We start from the raw sequence: 17859 nt of genomic DNA, 5'->3' as shown, positions 1-17859 counted from the left end.
GCTTAAGCTTAATGTCAAAACCATCGCTCATGGACCGGCATTACGCCACCGCCTGAGCCCGGCCGATAGGTGGGAAAGAAGGCCCGCTTACGCATAAAGCGCCTCGATCACCGCCGCCCGCTTCTCCGACTTGCCCTCATTCAGCTCCGGCAAGAAATACGTCCGAAGCGTCCGCTCCGAGCAGCCGATGGCGTCGGCGATCTCGTCGCGTTCCATGCCGCCGGCGCGCAGCACTGCGACGCGGTCGCGTAATTCGTTGGTGACCTTAAGTTTTTTACGGCCGCGCGGGTCCCGGTACCCGCCGACCGGTTCACCGAACAGGTCAATATCCGGCGGCCCGGCGGCATCATCGATGTCGTCGGTTTGAGAATTTTCACTCACGGAAAAAAAAACCTCTGAATGGCTGGGGGCGCGGGCCTAGGCGAAAAAGGCAAAATGTTTCACACCCACCCCCTAAGAATGTTTCACAACCGTCTCGCCTTGGTTGCACCTATAGGCACACCACCATCTCGCTATGGCCGAGGCTGCGGCAGCCTGGTCGCGATCGGCATCGCGCGCGGCATTCGCAAGGCAGCGATCGATAGGTGCCTCGATAACCACCACGGCATGTGCCGACAGTTTCGCGAGCCACCACCGACGTCGCTCCGCGCTAGCCTCGGCAATGATGAACCAGGCCGCCGGCCAGCGTGGTTTGCCCGATAGCCTGCCGAGCAGATCGTTACGCTTGAACAGCGCGGGGTGCAGCCAGCGCTCGCGATCCCAGGCGTGTAGCGGCGCACCGGACAGGCCGGACGCAATGACGTCCAGGTCAATTACGAGATCGTCACGACCAGCATGTTCTGCCACGTAGCGCGACTTGCCGGACGCGGGGGCACCGCAGACGATGGTCAGCGGCACGTTCGATGGCCGCAGCCAATCGGGATAGAACGCAGCCTTCTTGCCCGCCCGATCGATGCGCTGCTTCTGCCCGTCGTGGCAGCCCTTGCAGAGCGTCTGGAACGGCCCATTCCAGAAGCGGTCCGGTTCACCACCGTGCGGCTCGATATGGTCGCAGACGAGCCTCGAGGTGTCGCCTTCGATCCGCCAGCAAAGCTGACATGTGTAGAGGTCCCGAGCGAGAATCGTCAGCCGCAGCCGTTGCCATCGGGCTGTCTTGTACCATTGCCGCCACGGCTGATCGTCGTCGCGCCGGCGATGCCTGACGCGCTCGAGCTCGGCGCGTGAGGGAGCAACGATCTTCGGCGCAGCGCGGGTCAGGCGCGGAGCTACGAAGCTTAGTCTGCTCATGCGTGAATGGGACCGATGGATTGCACCGGGTGATGAAGACAACAAAAAAACCGCCCGTCCTACGACGGCGGCTCACATGGACAATTCTTTGACCATACCACAACGTAAATTGTACTTGGCTGAGAAATCGTATTTTGTCAATAAGCAATTTGACAAGGCAAGGGCTCAGTTCGCGAGCGACGTGAAACTCCGAAAATTGCTTGCCGCTTCGCGCCCATCAAATTGCTTTCGGCGCGATGCCCCGCAGAGCCTTTTCTTCTACGAAATAAAGACTGCCTCGACAGCGCGTCATTGCAACGTAGAGCTTATTGCGGGTTGAGGGCCGCAACGCGCGAAGATTGGCGTGGCGATACAGCCGATACGAGGTTTGGTTCAGGACCACGCAGACGTCCGTGTAATGGTCCTCGCCCTTGGACGCCCCCCAATTCCGAGAATGGCAGGCGTGATGTCCGTCGGCGTTTTGATAAAAAAGCTTAATGACCGCGGGGTCATTGTAAATCTCGCGGATCTCGCTTTCCCTTTCGAGGAATGAGATCCCGGTGGTGTCTTGCCGGTGCGAGCCAATCGCAATTCCAAGACTGTCAGTGATGTAATTGCACAGTTCCGGGCCACAGCGATAGCTGTGTCTGAGCGTCTCTCGATCAACTGTCAGCCCTATCCCCTCACATTCGGCGATGTACCGGCCATAGTCCTTATGCAGATTTTTCCGAACCCCGCCGTCCCGGCTCGTATCGTACGTGTGCTGAAAGAAATCACCCACAAAAAGTGCGTCCGTCTCAGCTGAAGCGATAACCGGTAGAAAATTGAAATCATTTCCTGCAAAATCCTGAACCTCGTCAACCATCACCAGATCAAAATATTTGCCGATCCGCGCGGTCACTTCTGCCCCAGCTCCGGACTCCTGGATTAATTTGGCAAGTCGGTTGGCGTAAGCGCGCTGGTTGCTATCGATATACCGAGCGCGCCCAACGGCACGAATGTTGCCGCATCGGTCAAAATTGATGCCGCGCACGCCGGTTTTTTTTAACAGAAACGGCTTGAAACAAAATCCGTACAAAAATGAAAAGTAAGTCATCACCTGGATATTGTGTGGCAGGAAACCAAAAGTCGTCGCGATCCGGGAATTGATATTCCGGAAATTGTTCGTTGTGTGGGTTATGATCAGGGCCCGGCGCTCTCTGTCTAGTTTGTCGATTAGCAGCTTAGTTTTGCCGGCGCCGGCCACCGCAAGGACTAACTGCTTATCCATTGGATTGCTTCTTGGATATACGCTGGACAAGTGACGTCGCGTTCCGTCTCGAGCAGCGCAAGCGCCGCGTCAGTCTTGTGCTTGATCATATACTCCTGCACACTGAGAGATCGCCGCGCCTCTCCAAAAATCTCGTCACAGATACCCCTATTATCACAGTATAAGCAAACCTCGAACGTATAACGTTCCTCGTCCCGGTCCGCGAAGACTTTGATCGTTTCTCCCACATAAGCCCTATACCGATCTTCGCAGTGCAAAGAATAATTTTTATCGTTATCGCGAATAACTGCAACTTTGATGTTGAGAAGCTTTGCAATATCGAGATAGCGCTTAAAGCTCGTCCCGTCCACTGACAGAATATGTATGTCGTCCTGCTCCAGAGTCCTACCAGAAATTTCGCTATAAAATCGCTCCATAAGGATGTACTCGGCGTCACCCTCTACGAGAATGGACTTTTTCGAAAGAACGAAATCCAGAATGCCGTGGTCGGGAGCTTTAATAAAGAACCTGCCTGTCTCTTTTGGCAAATCGTTTAGCGAGATTGCTTGGTCGGTTGCAGAATGTAGTAAAATTGTATTTCGCAAATTGAGGCGAGCGCTAATCATGTTGCTGTGGGTTGCGATAAGTAATTGTTGGTTATGCGCGCCTCGAATCTTACCTATAAGCTTCCGCATATTGACGTGACTTAAGTGTGTCTCAGGCTCCTCGAGCAGGAGCAGGTCCACTTGGCGGGGACCGGTCGCCCGCGCGAGCGCAAAGTCAGTCTTAACGAAGCACTGCTTGCCCTTGCCCTTATGATCGATGGGGACGCCACCCTCGAGCACAGTTAAATCCGTATCGAGATTGCTTTTAGGATCGCTTTTTATCGAAAAAGCATAGCCCTCGACCCGCTCGTTTAGCGTGGAAAGGGCGCTCCGCGAAAAGTCCTCCTTAGCTTTTCGATACAGATGCTGATGTTGCTGCCGCTCCGCGCCCTCTAGGTTCGCTTCATAAACGTTGCGGACGTATTCGCGCGTGGCGCGCTCGTGCCCAATCAGAGTCGTATCGATACTGAGATGTCGCAGAAATTTTTTATAGCCACTATAGGCGTTGCCCTGAAAAGTATTGAATTTCACTTCATAATATTCAAAAGGAAACATGCGATCATTACTTTGCAGGATCTCGCGAATTTCGGGGCCGAGTTCATTGTTTGGTCCGCATTCCATCCTAAGGCCATCATAATCGACGTCGCGGCTATTATTTTTCCCGCTCAACTCATGATTATTCTGCTCATTAAGCCAAATTTCGACGAACATGATCGGTAGACTGTTGTAGTCTTTGTTGGAATTCAGAAACTCCTCAACCGCATCGCAATTAAGCAAGCGCTCGACGCCGATCGCTTCGATCTGGGTCCTGCTTCCACTGAGCGCCAAGTTTACCGCAGACAGGACGCTGCTCTTCCCCGTCTCGTTCTCGCCAATTAAAATGTTCAATTTATCGTTCAGCGCTAGGTCCAGATTTCGGAAGCGCTTGAAATTGTGAAGGACAATTTTTTCAATTAATTTCATGATCCAGGCCCCTAAGCCGATGCATTTCTTTTAAGACAAAAGTATTAAATTTAATCTAAGAATTTACAGACTTGGGGTAATATCAGCAGATCGCCCGCCCATCTAAAATAAGGCGCAGCTAGGACCCGCTGACCCAAGGCTGCCACACGGCACCAGTTCGACCGACCTTCCAACGCGAAAGTCGCTCTTCCGTCCACATGCGCCCGCGCAGGTATCGCAGCGCACGCCACCATCGATCATATAGCTTGCGCGCGTTCTCCCGGATCTCCCGCGCGGCCTGAGGCGGCACACCGTCGTAGGTGATGGCGCAACCAATAGCATTGCCCGATTTGCTCCAGATCCGCACGATCGCACCGCTTCCACGTTTCCGGAGGGGTATCACACGCAGCGGCGGAATAGCTGGGTCCCATTCGGGCGGTTGCCCAATCTCGGCCGTGGCGATGATGATGTCGCGTTGTCCGGCGGACAAGCGCTGGACGTGGGCGTGCACGACATGGGCGTCGGCATGCGCTGTGGTGCCAGCGCCGACAATGCAGCCCCGCGGCTCTGAATAGCCCGTACGGGCGTCTAAGAGCTCCCGGAAGAGGGTATTTCCGTTCCCTCGGTAGATGGTGGCCCGATCGACCTCGTACCTAACCATTTGCCGCTTATAGGCCCAGACGAGCAACTCCCACATGGTGACAAGCTTCCTATCATCGACTGGCTTAGGGTTAGTTAGAAGCAACAAGAAACCACTCCCTAAATAAGAAACTGTCATGACACTTTTACGCGTTAGTGCGGGTTCCTTGACCCTTCTAACTAACCCGCACGACGTCCCGCAGCTGCCAACGTGTGGCGTTCTTGTAGCTGCCATCCTGATAGAAGGCCTTGACGATGGGCGGCTCCCCGTCATCGCCATCGAGGCTGACCGGCACGCCCTCGTTGGCGGTTAGGTAGTTGGTCAAGCGTCTGGAATTGGGCTCGCCGGCATGCTCGCCTGCGACGGCGCTCAAGGCCGCTGTGAGATCGCCATTGCCATATTGAGCATCGTGAATGGCCTGCTTGCAGGTGACCGACTTATCGCGGATCTCCGTGGCCCAGGCGGCGACCAACACCTTCAGACGCTGACTGGTCGGGTCGGCCGCGCGGACCTCATCGAGGGCCAGGACCGGATCGATGCAGCCGAGCTCGACCAACGGATCCCGCACCCGCCGGCACCAGGTCTCAAAGCCTGCAAACGGCTTGCCGAGGCCGGGATCGTCGAGCGTCCAGTCGGACTTGCCCTTGCGAAGCAGGAAGCCCCAGCGGGCGATGGTCAGCGCCGCCGAGACCAGCTCGGCGCGGCGCCGGCGCACCTCGCCGAGCAGATCGGATTCGAAAGTCCGCTCCTCCGGCCGCTCGAGGCGTGCATCAAGCCGGCAGAGCAGCGCCCGCCGGGTGAGATCGCCCTGCAGCTTCAGGTTATTGCCTGTCGCAAACAGCGCCGTCGTCGTCGGCAGATTGGCGGTCTTGCTGAGCCCGAGCACGCGCATATCGATGCGCTCCTGCGACAGCGCCATGCAGATCAGCTGGCCGGTCAGCGGCTGCACCATGTTGTCGAGCGAGAGCAGCGGCAGGCTGGCGAGCAGGATGGCGCCGAGGCTCTTCTCGAACTCCTCGGGCTTGATGCCGCTGACCAGGCAGGTCGCCCGCCGGCCGGTGGCGATCATCGCGATCAGATCGACCAGATAGCTCTTGCCGGTGCCCGCCTTCGGCGCAGTGACCCCGATGAGCGGCGCCGATGGCAGCGTCGGCCGCAGCATCGCTCCGATCAGGCCCGCCAGCGCGACGCTGAGCCCTAAGCCGGCCCGCTCGCCATCATCGCGATCGGCATAGGGGAAGCCTTTCAGAATCTCAGTCAGCACCATCAGCGCGGTTTCGGCGTCATCCCGCGTCGGCTTATCCGGCACGTTTAGCCCGCGCAACTCCCATGTCAGGTAGAGCCCGGTGTCGACGTCGTAGCCCTGGCGCGACAGGATGGACCCATCCGGGCGCATCGTCGGCGTCGCGATCAGATGGTGCAGGTTGGGCAGCCGCCAGGCGCGACGCCCATAATAGGCCTCGGCGACCTTCGCCGGCGGATCGGTGGGGATCCAGCCTTTCGCGCGCACATCAAAGCGCTCGAAACGGGCGATATAAGCCAACTCCTCGAGCAGCGCCGGTTGCTCGACATTGACCACGGTTTCCTGTGTTTCCTCGGAGCCGTCGCTTCGCCGGACCGGGCGCCGCGCGATATGCACCAGCTCGCCGGAACGCTGATAAATGGGGCCGGGGCCGGCCTCGATCAGCGCCGTCTCCGCTTCGGCAACCGCCTCGGGAAGTCGGCCGGCCTTGATCCGGATGACCTTGCGCGTGTCGTCGTCTTCCGGCGGCAGGATGCCGGGCGGCGCGCCGGGGCCGCCTGACCTGGGCTCAGATCCGCTCGAGGCGCTGCCGCCTGGTGGCTCGACCGGCTCCGGCGGCTCCGGCATCGCCGGCGACGTGCTGCGTCGCCCGTCATCATCGAAGCGCACTCCTCGCCGATCGGCTTCCTCGCGGATCTCGCGCAAGCGCCGATCGAGATCACCGATGTTTTGGGCGCCCGCCGAGAGACCGCGCCTGATCTTGGCGTCGCGCTCCTTTGCCCCATCGGTCGAGGTCAGGCCGCACAGATCGGCGCCATCCTGCAGCGCGGCAATCACCTCGCGCTCGGACAGCGCGCCGAGCGCGACGAAGGGCGCCATGCCGTAGGCGGCCGCATTCAGCTCATGGCCGCGCGAGCCCTTTGGGCAGCGCGCCACGTCACTGCGGGCCCGGTCGAGCGCGGCTTGCGCATAGCGCCGGACAGCCTTGTCCCCTGGGCTGTCGACCGAGATCGGCCGCGCCGGCGTGCTCGGCGCCGCGTCGCCGCCCCGGCGCTTCTCCGGCGCGAAGTCGCCGCGCTGAAACACCAGGTCGAGCAGCCGCGGTGTCGCGGCCGGAAAGGGCAGCTCGCGGGGCATCACCCGCCAGCGATAGGCCTTACCATCGGCCATCACCGATGGCGGCACGATCACGTAACCGCCATGGCCGCGCCAATCGACGCCGGGAATACGCTTGGCCGAATTGTGCGGCAGTTCGCCATCGGGATTGCGAAACCAGATATGCATGCCGCCGGATTGCGTTTCCGACACCGGCCCGTTCGGGAATTTGCCGACAGCGTCCCACAGCCTATCAAACACGTCCTTTGCGGTTTCACCCTCGGCCGGGTCGAGATCGACTACGAAGAGGCCGCTGCGCGCGCCGGTCGGCACGCCGATCAGGGCTTTCGGGTATTTGCCCCACCATTTGCGGATCTGCGCTTCATCGGTGGTCGCGCGCCAGAGGCCTCCGGTTTCGGGAATGGCGTTGCCGTCCGCGTCCTTATCTGGCCCCGCGACCAGCGGAGATTTCGATTTCCGCTTTTTGCCTTTGACGGCCGCGTCCTGGATCGGATTGCACGGGAACACTGGCCATCCCATCCGCGCATATTCGAGCGCTGCCTCGAGCATCGAAACAGCTTGTGTCGTCCCCCCAGTCATAGACCTCACATCCCCTTCTGCAGCGCGATATCTTGCGCCGCCGGGCCGGAGATGGTAGATCTCGGCTCGGCTGCGCGCTCACGCAAATGAGTACTTGCGATGTACGCCGCACCACTTGGAAACCCTTTAGTTCAACTCGAACAACACGATACAAAGCCGCGATGAGATGGCAGTCTCACGCGGCTTTTTCATTGAGCGCCGGGCGCTCGCTTCCCTTCTTCAAGGAAATTCTCTCGATCACCGCCGGCCCGCGATGCGCCCTGTCCCAGACGAACCAGGCGTAGCAGCGCGACGAGCTCGCGTGCTTTCCGACCCATCCATGCCGATGCATCATCGGCAGCCGCTCCCGAAATGGCAGCACGCGGGCTAGGTGGCCGCCGTCGATCAGGCTGTCGCGCCGCCAGTCCTTCTCGCCGCCCTCCATGTACTGCAGCGGCAGCAGCATGTAGACGCGGGGCACAAGCTCGAGCGCGTTATAGATGAAGGCGTTGGCGACCATGTAGGGCGGGTTGGTCACGATCGCCTGGATGTGGACCGGCGCCCGCCGCTCCATCAGGAAATCGACCCGAGCCAGGCTGTCCGGGCAGGCCCAATCATTGAGATCGGAGGCAAAGACCGTGAAGCCTGAGGCTCGCAGGACCCGCACGATCGCGCCAGGTCCGCAGGCCGGCTCCCAGATACAGCGCGGCAGCGCGACGTGCTCGAGCAGCGCCCTGACCGCTTCAGGCGGCGTCTCATAGAGATCCGCGCCGCGAACCTTGTGCGCATGCCGTTTGCCACCTGTCGCCAGCGCCATCAGGCGGCCTCATCGAGCATATCGGCCGCGGCCGCGAAACTTTCGGCGCCCGCATCCACCTTCATCGGGCTTAGCACGTTGACGCTGTCCTCGGAGCCCTCGACCCGGAACACCACCGGATCGGAGCTGGAGTTATAATGCACCTCGAGCGTCGCGCCGGAGAGGCTGGCGAGGATAGCCGCCATATAGCGGTGGTTGATGCCGATCGCCGCTCGCTGCCCGGTGGTGTCTGCGCCGACCAGGTCGCGGCCCGATCCGAGAGCGGCACGATCTACCGCGATGGTGATCGGGCCGCCCGGCTTCATGATCATGACGATGCCCGCATGGTCGGCGTCGCAGAGCGTCGCAATACGATCGATCGCACCCGCCAGCGAGTCGGCCGCTGTCTTGGCCCGATGCGGATTATCGGTGGGAATGACGCGCGGATAGTCCGGAAACGTCCCCTCGATCAGCTTTGAGCTCAGCATCCAGCCGCCCGCGAGCTCGAGGCCGATGAGGCGGCTGGAAACGGTGAGCGTCACCAGGCCGGATCCGGTCGGCAGCAGCTTCATCATCTCGCCGATGGTCTTTTTCGGCACGATGACGCCGGCCATGCCCTGACTCAGCGGCGGCGCCTCGCAGGCGACCATTGCCAACATGTGGCCGTTGGTGGCAACGGCGCGCAGATGGCTCGGCTCGGCGTCGGTGACGTGCAGGTAGATGCCGTTGAGATAGAAACGCGTCTCGTCATTGGCGATGGCATGGCGCACGCCGGCAAACAGGCTGCGCAGCCGCTCGGCCTCGATCTCGAAGCGCCACACCGGCCCCTCTTTGACCTGGGGGAATGGATAGTCATCGGCGGGCAGCACGCCGAGATCGAATTTGGAATTGCCGCAGACGAGCCGCAGCTTCTCTTTGAAGATGGAGACGGCGATCTGCGCCTTCGACGGCATCCGCTTGACGATGTCGGCGAGCAGCCGCGCCGGCGCCGCGACGCTGCCCTTTTTGATGACATGGGCCTCGAACGGCGCGCAGATCTCGAGGTCGGTATCGGTGGCCCTGACGAAGCCGCCCTCGCCATCGGTGCCGATGACCAGGCAGTTCAGGATCGGGATGGTGTTCTTGGTCTCCGGCACCGCCGCCGCGTGGGAGAGCACCTTCAAAAGCACGTCCCTCTCGACCGTCATCTGCATGCTGTCCTGCCCCTGTTCACTTCGCCCGGCCGCCCGCCACGCGGAGATGCTTGGAGCCCTGCGCGCGCTCGGCGGGAGTCTTCAGCCGGAGGTTCATGTAGAAGATTTTGCCGTCGCTCTTGACCTTGGTCAGGCCGAGCATGTTGGTCAGCACGTTGCCGAACTGATTGAGCGTAATCGGGTCGCCCGGAAGCGATTGATTATACTCGCAATAAGTCATGTAGAGCGTGGTTGAATTCACCCGCTCGCCGCCCGCCCGCTCGGTGCAATCGCCCAGAAACGCGGTCAGTTCGGCCGAGTCCCGTTTCGCCTTCTCGGTGAGGCCCCGCAGGGGGGGCTTTGGAGACGTCTCCTCGGCCGCCGGAGGCTCAGGGCGCGCGACTGGTTCGGCCGGCGGATTCTCCCGGCGGCGTCCCTCTCCGAAGGCGGACCCGACGAGCATCGGCACGAAGATGGCACCGCACTCGACGATCATCATCAGGAGGTCGGCCATGAACTGCGACCAGCTAGCGATGTGGTAGCCGATCAGCCCGAGCAACGCCGCGACCGGCCCGGCGCTCTCGCTCGTGGCGCCGCCGGCGCCGGTCGCCTTGGCCGAGAGAGCCGCGATCGCGGCGGGCAGCTCGGCCTCCGCGGCATCGCGCGCCTTCGCTCGAGCGAGCTCGCCGCGCAGCACGTCGACCTTGGGACAGACTTTTTTGGTGACCTCGCCGTTGAGCGGCCCATTGCAGCCCTCGGTCAGCGGATCCCGCAGCAATGCGTTGATGTCGTTCTGGATGACGCTGACGAGGCGGACATCGGCATTGCCGGCAAGCGTCCGCCGCAGCGCCTCGACCTTCTGGGTGGCGATCTCGTAATCGGTCGCCGCGGTCGTCGCCGCCGCCTCGTGCTTACCAAAGTTTTCGGCCGCGAAGCGGTTCGCGGCCGTCAATTTATAGACCAGGCAGAGCCCGAAGAAAGCAATCAGCACCGCCTTGCCGAGCAGCTTGAGGCGATGCCAAAACAGCGGCATCGAGAGATCGGCAAAGCCCTCAATGCCGATGGCGACCGCCGCAAAGATCAGCCCGTGGCCGGAGGGCTTGCCAAGCTCATAGCCGAAGCTCACGCTCATCATGCCCGATGCGCCGATGAAGATGCCGGCAATGGCGAGGCCCGGCGCCGCCGCCGCGCGGGCGCGGATCCGGGGCCAGTTTATTCCGCTCGAGCGACGCATACGCCCTCCATGCCGATCGAGAGAACGCCGGGGTTAGGCGCATTGAAGCGCGGCATGCGCTTTGACAGCGCCTCGATCCGGGCCGCGAACGGGGCGAAGATCATGGCGACCTTGCCGACGCGTAGCCGCTTGTCGAGCCAGCGCCGATCGACGTAGCCATATTCGGCGATGAGATCGCGAGGCACGCCGGCCCGCTCCATCAACAACCAGACGGTCCAGTCGTGCGGGATAGTCAGAGGCCCGACAGAGTGGCGGACACCATAGAAGCTGACCAGATGATCGGCGCGTACCTTGAGCATGATCGCCTGGGCACGCTGTTCTTCGGTGAAAATGCTTGTCGCCGCGTGGGGCATGTGTTCTCCGCCCGCGCTTAAGCGTCGGCCGGCTCCCTCTCAGTGCCGTAGGCATCCTCGCCTTCGGGATCGGGGACGCCGCCCTTGCTGCGATCAAGCCGCTCCAGGCGCGCATTGAAACCCTGCAGCACGATCTCGGTCGTGTACCGTTCGATGCCCTTCTCATCCTCCCAGCGCCGGCTGGCGAGGCTGCCCTCGACCCAGACCTTCGAGCCCTTCTTCAGGCGCTCGACGAACTCCAGGAGGTTCTCGCGCCACACCACGATGCGGTGCCATTCGGTGCGCTCATGGCGATTGCCGGCTTTGTCGCGCCAGCGCTCCGTGGTTGCGAGCGACAGGATGGCAAAGGGTTGGCCGCCGGAGGTTTGCTTCAGCTGCGGCGCCTGGCCGAGATGGCCGATGAGCAAGACTTTGTTCAGCACGTGCGATCTCCTAGCATCCTGTCGCGCAGGCCGGATGGGAGAACGGGAAACGCCCATCCGGCCGGACGCGAAACGACAGCGGGGTTGACGGCCACCCGCTCACGCACGCAACGAACACCACTGACACAACTCGCACTGATGATGCGCCGGTGCGGACTGGCAGAAGTCCGCGGAGAGGCGGGGGCACCTCCAGAGGGGGCCCGGCGCATCACCAGAACGCATTGACGCAACGAGGGAAAAACGCCCGGCGGGAACCAATGACGCCGCCGGGCAAAGGCACTGATGGGAGGCTAGAAACTCGTACAGGTGCCGGTCTCTCCCGGCTGTCACGCCCATAATCTCAGACGTTGCAGGCGCCGTCCGTGCGGGCCTCGCCTACTAGGGAGCTCCTGCCAGGGTTCGCTGCGTCCGTTCCTCCTGGCACTCAACACTTCCGTTCGCATGGGATTCAAAACCGCATCAGGTGAGCATTCAGGGCTCCGATCGGCCGGGTCTGAGAGCCATTCACGCGCAGCGGTAGTCTTTGCGCTTGGCCCTAAGTGCACGCCCCATGCGGTCACTCGGCCGCCATTGGAAGCATTCGCTGCCGATCGCCCGCTGCAATAGCCAAATCGTCCGCAGTGACCCCGACTAGCTCTGGCGCGATGGTTAGGCCACGCTTCATGCACTCCACGTAAATTCGCATGTGGATGCTCGGCGGAAATGCCTGCCTCGCCCGACAATTGGAGAACCTACTCGGAACGCCACCGAACATGCGCGCCATGGCGGATGGGCCGCCTAAAGCGTCAATCACCTCCGATACTGTCGAAAGCGAAACATTATGAACCATGCTGGGAGTAATCTCACACATAGTGAGATTTGTCAAGCTCGAGTCTGTGAGTCGCTTTCACCAACTGTGCATGCGACGGAACTGTCATGATAAGCCCCGTACATGTAACCAGGCCAGAAGCGCTCGGAAAGCGGCTGGAAATCACGCGGCTCGCGCTCGGCCTGGATCAAAAGACGTTCTATGCCCCGACCAGGCTTGGCTCGAGCGCCTACAGCATGTGGGAATCGGGCGCCCGGTATCCCAGGGTAGAGCACATAATGCTGCTTTGCACCGCGTATGGTCTGACATTGGACTGGATCTACCGTGGCGATCTTTCAAGCCTATCGCATCGCCTTGTACTGGATATTCAAAAGATAATTTCGAGCCTGCGTGAGACAGGGAGTGAAATTTCCAATCTCACCAACGGTGAGACTGGTTCTTGACAATCTCACCGCTGGTGAATTACCTTTCCCCCCGAGACGATGTCCGAGGGGCCGCCCATGCGCGAGAAACACGCCGATATATTTCAGCTGCCGGCAGTAGCTCGCGGCCGGCGTTGGCAAGATAGAAGCTGCGGCCTTCGCGGCACGAACGGCTCAAAAACTTCAATTCAAGGTGCGATTGGTAAGCCAGCCGGCGATATCTCCGCGCGGCACCATCTCGCCTGTCCGATCGTCCACAAGCTGCGTCATGCGGTGGACCGGAATACAGCGAAACGCCGGCATCGCCTCGCACCACCCATAGAGATAAAGGCAGCCGCCTTTCTCCGTCAGCCTTTCCGGCTCGACGTATTGCAGCACGACCTCCCCATTTTCACAGACGTGTTCGACGTAAAACGAGCCGCTCAGATGACGCCGATGCTCTCTTGTATTCGGCACCATCTTCGACCCGCGCAGAATGTCGCCGAACAACGCACGAAACAAACGTTTCACAATCCATCCCCAATTGTACGCGCAGTCCAATTTCCAAACACATCATGCAACGCTGAAGCGTTGGAGAAATTACTGCCCAGCAATTCCTTTTTTTACTCATGAATACACGCGTCTATCATGAGCATTGGCATCATAAGGCGTTAACTTACTCTGCATATACGACTTTAGTTGCAGAATGGATACCTAATCAATGCACTACGACATCACCGATCTCTCCCGCTTACCGATCCCGCACGCCGCGCTAGCCGACACCATGGCGCAAGCCTGGGCTGCTGCCAAAAACCCCCGTCTCGGCATCTCCGACTGCCCTTATGGCCGGTCCCGCCATGCCGAGGTTCGACGCCTCCGGATTGTCTGGCGAACAACGTTCCGCCGCCTCCGGCAGCGCCTCCAGCATCACAACGCGAAGGCCGAGCCGCCCGCCGAATTGAAGAAAGCCGCCTGACCCTGAGAGCCCGCAGAGGTCCAAGATGTAACAAATTGTGTCATATTTCCCTCTCTAAAGTGTTCCTGTCAGCGTACTGAGTAAACCAAGGACCAAAGCGCCCAAATGGCATAGCAATCTTCAGGATATCACATGGGTAAACCTCAGAGCACCGTTCTGACGTCTCACGCTAGGCGCGCTAATAAGCCGCAGATTATAAAAGAAATCTGCGCACGAGCCTATTATTTGCGTGCTTACAGTGGGTTGACGCCGGTAATTTGGCCGCCGATTGAAGGTGGCGATCAGTTTGCGATCACGGATCTCGCGTACCACCTCGGCCGGACGTTCTATTTCCCGGAGAGCCGCCATGCCCCCTTTGCGGCCGCGCAGTATGCGGTGGAGCTGGCGACGATCCTTCGGTGTCGGGGGCCGCTGGCGCAGCTGCATGCTCTGCTGTTGAACGCGAGCGATGCCTATCTCGGGTATGTGCCGCCGATCGCCCGCGCCGCCGAGATGGGTATGACGGTGCCGGCGCTCGCCTTTTGCTGGCGCGATCAACTGCGCGAGAGCCTAAAGGGCCGCATCATGGCCGCCCTCGAGGTCCCGGACTTCGGCCGGCTCCAGGGGGATTTTGCGAACGCGATCCTCTACGCCCGCGACCGGCTCGACGCCACCCTCGAGCGCGACATCGGCGCGTTCATCCATCGATCGCACGCGCTGACGCAGGAGCCGCTGCCCTACGTCGTGATGCCGGAGCGCTGGGATCATACGGTCACCCGCTATCTCAACACCTACGGCCAGCTCATCGCGGCCTGTGGCCTCCCGGACAAGAGGTGATCCCATGCTGCGATATGCCCTCAGCGTCCGGCAACCCTGGGCCTGGGCCATCCTGCACGCCGGTAAGGACATCGAGAACCGCGACTGGCACACCAACCTGCGCGGGCCGTTCTTGATCCACGCGGCCAAGGGCATGAGCCGCGTCGAGTACGCGGACTTCATCGTTTTCTACGACAACGTCATCCGGCCGGAGGCGCCCGAGTTGCCGCCCTGCCCGCCGCCGGACCAGTTGCAGTTCGGCGGCATCGTCGGCGAGGCGAAGATCCTCGACTGCGTGCGCAGGCACCCGTCACCCTGGTTCGCCGGCAGGTATGGCTTCGTGCTGACCGAGGCATGCGCTGTGCCCTTCCGGCCGCTGAAGGGCAGCCTCGGCTTCTTCAACCCCGACGTGATGGACAAGCCATGAGCGAGCATCTCACCGAAGTGATCGACGAAACCAACCTGGCCGATGCCCGCAAGGAATTCCAACGGCTGACGCCTCGCCAGCAGCAGGTCCTGCGCGAAGTCGACAATGCGGTCGACGGCTGGATCGAGCGCGGCTTTTCGCGCAGCTGGGGCATCGCCCCGAATGCCGTCCACGCGCTTGTCTCGAAGGGTCTTCTGGAGATGCCACACGGCCGCGGGAGAGCCAGGCTGACACAGCGGGGACTGGAGCTGGTCGAGCGGGCAATCCAGTAAGAATTCCATCCAGGGCGGGCAGTTTGCAGCTTCATCGCATCAACGACTCGAAAGGCACACCCATGATCTCGCACCGGCTGGGCATCGCGCTGAAAGAGACCATCCGCGATCACGCGAACCAGTATCATCACGGTGCGCAGGACATGGAGCGTATCTTCTCCGCCCTCGGCGAAATCGCCTCTTCGTACCTCGCCGAGGTGCCTGATCCGATCCAGCGTCACTCGCTGTTCGATTACCTCTGCACCGGCATTGGCAAGGCGACCAACGCCAAGACGCAGGGCCAGGAATCGGCGGCCGTGCTCATCAGTTAAGCCCCCACCCGAACGGGTTCCCAGCAACCTGGGGGCGGGGAGCGGCCGACGCGGGGCGTTGCCGCTCCCTCCAAATTTGTAATGCGTTCAGCCCAACCAGAAGGACGAAAACATGGCGACGAAAGTCACAGTGCAAACACACGACTGGCCTGTCCGGCTCGTGATCAATGACAAGGTCGATGGCGGCACATCAAGCACCCATGAGGAAATCGCACCTCATAGCGAGCAGGAGCTTCACCTCACCGACACGCGATCCGTCGAGCTGATCGAACTGCCCCTCCCGGCGTCGGCCGAGGCGGCGGACCCGCATCCGGCAGAACAGGCGGCGACCGACAACGCGGCAGCTTAAGCGGCTGCGGCGCCTAAACCGCGAAGCGGCTGGCACACAGCCGCTTCCGAGCGCGCCGAGCCCATGCCTGGTTAGACGAAATCTCAGGATTGCTCAAATGACTGTCCCCACACGCATTCAGCTCCGCCGCGCCAAGGGATGGCGCATGCCGGAAAACACTGTGAAAGTCGATCGCGCGACCAGATGGGGCAATCCATTCATCGTTGGGCAGGACGGCAGTCGGGCAGAGTGTGTCGAACTCTACCGCGCGCTCCTGGCAGGCCAAACCTGCCCGACCTGCAAGACGCCGGTCGCACAGCAGCGCGCCGCGCGCGACCATGTCTTCAGCCATATCGCCGAGCTGCGTGGCAAAAACCTCGCGTGCTGGTGTCCGCTCGATGGGCCGTGTCATGGCGACGTGCTGCTCGAGCTAGCCTACAAGAGCGAGATCGGGGACCGAGATGTCTCGAGCTGCGATTGAGCCGCGCCTTCTGTCGCAGAGCCAGGCGGCCGCTTATTGCGGGCTTTGCGTATCGAATTTCAAAAAGGCCTGCCCGGTGCGGCCGGTCAGTCTGCTCGCCAGGATTCCCCGCTACGATCGGCATGCGCTCGATCGCTGGATTGACAGCATCAACAATTTCCGCCCTATCGTCGAGGGCGACGATTTAGAGCGGATGTGGCATGCCGGCAACCGTGACGCGCGTCCAGGGCATTAAGCGCTATTTCGAGCCGAAGGCCGGCAAATACTACTGCTATCACCGGGCAACTGGTCGACGGATGAAAGAGGAGTTCGGTTCGCCCGAATTCTTTTCGCGGCTGGCCGAGCTGGACAAAGTTGCCAAAGACCGGGCCGAGCTCGATGCCAAGCCGGGCACCCTCAAAGAGCTGATCCTCAACTACAAGCTCACCGATGAGTTCAAAGATCTCACAACGCGCACGCGCAGCGATTATGAGAAGGTCTTCGATTTCCTAGGGCCACTCTGGAAGGCCAATCTCAGCGCCTTCACCCCGCCCACGCTGAACGCGCTGCGGATCCAGTGGCGCCAAGAGCGAGGCAGGCGCTTCGTCAATTACATCCGGAGTGTGCTCTCCATCCTCTTTGTCCATGCCATGAGCATGGGCACGATGTCAGCGAACCCCGCCCGGGACATGAAAAAGATCAAGCGGCCGCGAGATGCCCGGACGGTCAATCGCCCCTGGACGATGGCCGAACGAAAAGTGGTCCTGGAGAACCTGGCGCCGCACCTTCGCCTGCCGGTCGCGATCGCGCTTTATACTGGGATCCGCCAGGGCGATGTGCTGACGCTGCCGCGAAAGGTCGTCGCCGGCAATTGCATCAACATCACAACCAGCAAGCGCCTGGTCGCCATCGATATCCATGTGCTCGCAGATCTGCGCCAGGCGCTGCGGGAAGCGCCGACCCATGACGCCATTACCTTGTGCGCGAACTCGCGAGGCAGGCCGTGGACAGAGAGCGGCTTCCGGGCGTCCTTTCGCAAGGAGCTGAAAAAACTGGAGGCCAAGAAGCTCATCGGCGCTGGGCTGACATTCCATGGCCTGCGCCACACGGTCGCGACCGTGCTGGCGGAAGCCGGCGTGACGGCCGAAGACATCGCCGCGGTGCTCGGGCAGCGCTCGAGCAAGATGGCCGAACATTACTCGCGTGAGGCCGATCGCTCACATCGCAGCAAGGCGGCCATCCGGAAATTGAAACCATTGGAGAGAGGAGGGCGTAAGGGGCGAACTGGAACGAAATGAGAAGCGTGCTTGTCTAGAAACACCGGACAAGCCTGTCTAGAAAACCTGGACGGTCGCGCTAAGTCATTGAAAAGAATGGTGCCCAGGGGCGGAATCGAACCACCGACACGCGGATTTTCAATCCGCTGCTCTACCGACTGAGCTACCTGGGCAATGGCGCGGCGCGAAGGGCCGGCCGGATTGGTTT

The 17859-nt window shown here is 61.0% G+C and carries 21 protein-coding genes and 1 tRNA gene; 9 read left to right on the top strand and 13 right to left on the bottom strand.

Annotated elements, in window-relative coordinates:
* Nucleotides 1–87: 87 nt before the first annotated feature.
* The 12 genes from BLEFHOIH_RS25910 to BLEFHOIH_RS25845 all read right to left on the bottom strand — a co-directional run bounded on the left by BLEFHOIH_RS25910 (nt 88) and on the right by BLEFHOIH_RS25845 (nt 13336).
* Nucleotides 88–381 (bottom strand): hypothetical protein, encoded by a 294-nt coding sequence (locus BLEFHOIH_RS25910; RefSeq protein ID WP_088348954.1) that lies wholly within the window; start codon nt 379–381, stop codon nt 88–90.
* A 72-nt stretch (nt 382–453) separates the two neighbouring features.
* A complete protein-coding gene (locus tag BLEFHOIH_RS27110) occupies nt 454–1287 on the bottom strand; it encodes an HNH nuclease (protein ID WP_176427193.1) in 834 nt (277 codons plus the stop codon).
* Nucleotides 1288–1504: 217 nt separating this feature from the next.
* Nucleotides 1505–2536 carry a DNA helicase UvrD gene (locus BLEFHOIH_RS25900; RefSeq protein WP_088348953.1) on the bottom strand — a complete coding sequence of 344 codons (1032 nt, stop codon included), beginning with the start codon at nt 2534–2536 and terminating at the stop codon, nt 1505–1507.
* Nucleotides 2521–4083: a TOPRIM nucleotidyl transferase/hydrolase domain-containing protein gene (locus tag BLEFHOIH_RS25895; RefSeq protein ID WP_088348952.1), complete on the bottom strand. Its 1563-nt coding sequence runs from the start codon at nt 4081–4083 to the stop codon at nt 2521–2523. Before BLEFHOIH_RS25895 ends, BLEFHOIH_RS25900 begins: the two co-directional genes overlap by 16 nt.
* A gap of 118 nt (nt 4084–4201) precedes the next feature.
* Nucleotides 4202–4759: a hypothetical protein gene (locus BLEFHOIH_RS25890; RefSeq protein WP_125461895.1), complete on the bottom strand. Its 558-nt coding sequence runs from the start codon at nt 4757–4759 to the stop codon at nt 4202–4204.
* Nucleotides 4760–4877: 118 nt separating this feature from the next.
* Entirely contained in the window at nt 4878–7610 is a 2733-nt protein-coding gene (locus BLEFHOIH_RS25885; protein ID WP_170937394.1) for a bifunctional DNA primase/polymerase, read from the bottom strand.
* Between the two features lie 205 nt (nt 7611–7815).
* Nucleotides 7816–8436, bottom strand: coding sequence for an SAM-dependent methyltransferase (locus BLEFHOIH_RS25880; protein ID WP_088348949.1), 621 nt, complete (start codon nt 8434–8436; stop codon nt 7816–7818).
* Nucleotides 8436–9602 carry a DNA polymerase III subunit beta gene (dnaN, locus tag BLEFHOIH_RS25875; RefSeq protein WP_170937393.1) on the bottom strand — a complete coding sequence of 389 codons (1167 nt, stop codon included), beginning with the start codon at nt 9600–9602 and terminating at the stop codon, nt 8436–8438. The genes BLEFHOIH_RS25880 and dnaN overlap by 1 nt, the downstream gene beginning before the upstream one ends.
* 22 nt (nt 9603–9624) lie before the next feature.
* Nucleotides 9625–10821: a hypothetical protein gene (locus BLEFHOIH_RS25870; protein WP_088348947.1), complete on the bottom strand. Its 1197-nt coding sequence runs from the start codon at nt 10819–10821 to the stop codon at nt 9625–9627.
* A complete protein-coding gene (locus BLEFHOIH_RS25865) occupies nt 10800–11174 on the bottom strand; it encodes a hypothetical protein (protein ID WP_125461894.1) in 375 nt (124 codons plus the stop codon). The genes BLEFHOIH_RS25870 and BLEFHOIH_RS25865 overlap by 22 nt, the downstream gene beginning before the upstream one ends.
* A 17-nt stretch (nt 11175–11191) precedes the next feature.
* Nucleotides 11192–11596 (bottom strand): single-stranded DNA-binding protein, encoded by a 405-nt coding sequence (ssb, locus tag BLEFHOIH_RS25860; protein ID WP_170937392.1) that lies wholly within the window; start codon nt 11594–11596, stop codon nt 11192–11194.
* A gap of 1413 nt (nt 11597–13009) precedes the next feature.
* Nucleotides 13010–13336, bottom strand: coding sequence for a hypothetical protein (locus BLEFHOIH_RS25845; protein ID WP_125461893.1), 327 nt, complete (start codon nt 13334–13336; stop codon nt 13010–13012).
* 190 nt (nt 13337–13526) lie between these two features.
* Here BLEFHOIH_RS25845 and BLEFHOIH_RS25840 point away from each other — a divergent pair, with 190 nt between their 5' ends.
* The 9 genes from BLEFHOIH_RS25840 to BLEFHOIH_RS25800 all read left to right on the top strand — a co-directional run bounded on the left by BLEFHOIH_RS25840 (nt 13527) and on the right by BLEFHOIH_RS25800 (nt 17672).
* Nucleotides 13527–13781 (top strand): hypothetical protein, encoded by a 255-nt coding sequence (locus BLEFHOIH_RS25840; RefSeq protein WP_088348941.1) that lies wholly within the window; start codon nt 13527–13529, stop codon nt 13779–13781.
* Between the two features lie 132 nt (nt 13782–13913).
* Nucleotides 13914–14597: a hypothetical protein gene (locus tag BLEFHOIH_RS25835; RefSeq protein WP_125461892.1), complete on the top strand. Its 684-nt coding sequence runs from the start codon at nt 13914–13916 to the stop codon at nt 14595–14597.
* 4 nt (nt 14598–14601) lie between these two features.
* Nucleotides 14602–15003 (top strand): ASCH domain-containing protein, encoded by a 402-nt coding sequence (locus BLEFHOIH_RS25830; protein ID WP_088348939.1) that lies wholly within the window; start codon nt 14602–14604, stop codon nt 15001–15003.
* Nucleotides 15000–15275: a hypothetical protein gene (locus BLEFHOIH_RS25825; RefSeq protein WP_088348938.1), complete on the top strand. Its 276-nt coding sequence runs from the start codon at nt 15000–15002 to the stop codon at nt 15273–15275. The genes BLEFHOIH_RS25830 and BLEFHOIH_RS25825 overlap by 4 nt, the downstream gene beginning before the upstream one ends.
* A gap of 23 nt (nt 15276–15298) precedes the next feature.
* The gene (locus tag BLEFHOIH_RS25820; RefSeq protein WP_088348937.1) at nt 15299–15586 is read left to right on the top strand and encodes a hypothetical protein; all 288 of its coding nucleotides are present in this window, start codon (nt 15299–15301) and stop codon (nt 15584–15586) included.
* Nucleotides 15587–15698: 112 nt separating this feature from the next.
* Nucleotides 15699–15935 carry a hypothetical protein gene (locus BLEFHOIH_RS25815; RefSeq protein ID WP_088348936.1) on the top strand — a complete coding sequence of 79 codons (237 nt, stop codon included), beginning with the start codon at nt 15699–15701 and terminating at the stop codon, nt 15933–15935.
* A gap of 97 nt (nt 15936–16032) precedes the next feature.
* Nucleotides 16033–16395 carry a DUF4326 domain-containing protein gene (locus BLEFHOIH_RS25810; RefSeq protein WP_088348935.1) on the top strand — a complete coding sequence of 121 codons (363 nt, stop codon included), beginning with the start codon at nt 16033–16035 and terminating at the stop codon, nt 16393–16395.
* The gene (locus BLEFHOIH_RS25805) at nt 16376–16630 is read left to right on the top strand and encodes a hypothetical protein (RefSeq protein ID WP_088348934.1); all 255 of its coding nucleotides are present in this window, start codon (nt 16376–16378) and stop codon (nt 16628–16630) included. The genes BLEFHOIH_RS25810 and BLEFHOIH_RS25805 overlap by 20 nt, the downstream gene beginning before the upstream one ends.
* Nucleotides 16596–17672 carry a tyrosine-type recombinase/integrase gene (locus tag BLEFHOIH_RS25800; protein ID WP_088348933.1) on the top strand — a complete coding sequence of 359 codons (1077 nt, stop codon included), beginning with the start codon at nt 16596–16598 and terminating at the stop codon, nt 17670–17672. Before BLEFHOIH_RS25805 ends, BLEFHOIH_RS25800 begins: the two co-directional genes overlap by 35 nt.
* 76 nt (nt 17673–17748) lie before the next feature.
* Here the strand turns inward: BLEFHOIH_RS25800 and BLEFHOIH_RS25795 are convergent.
* Nucleotides 17749–17824, bottom strand: a tRNA-Phe gene (locus tag BLEFHOIH_RS25795).
* Nucleotides 17825–17859: the final 35 nt, after the last annotated feature.

This window comes from Rhodomicrobium sp. R_RK_3, from assembly GCF_002198715.1.
Classification (GTDB): Bacteria; Pseudomonadota; Alphaproteobacteria; order Rhizobiales; family Rhodomicrobiaceae; genus R-RK-3.
Note: the sequence above shows the minus strand (reverse complement) of the source record. Positions and strands in the feature narration are given on the sequence as shown.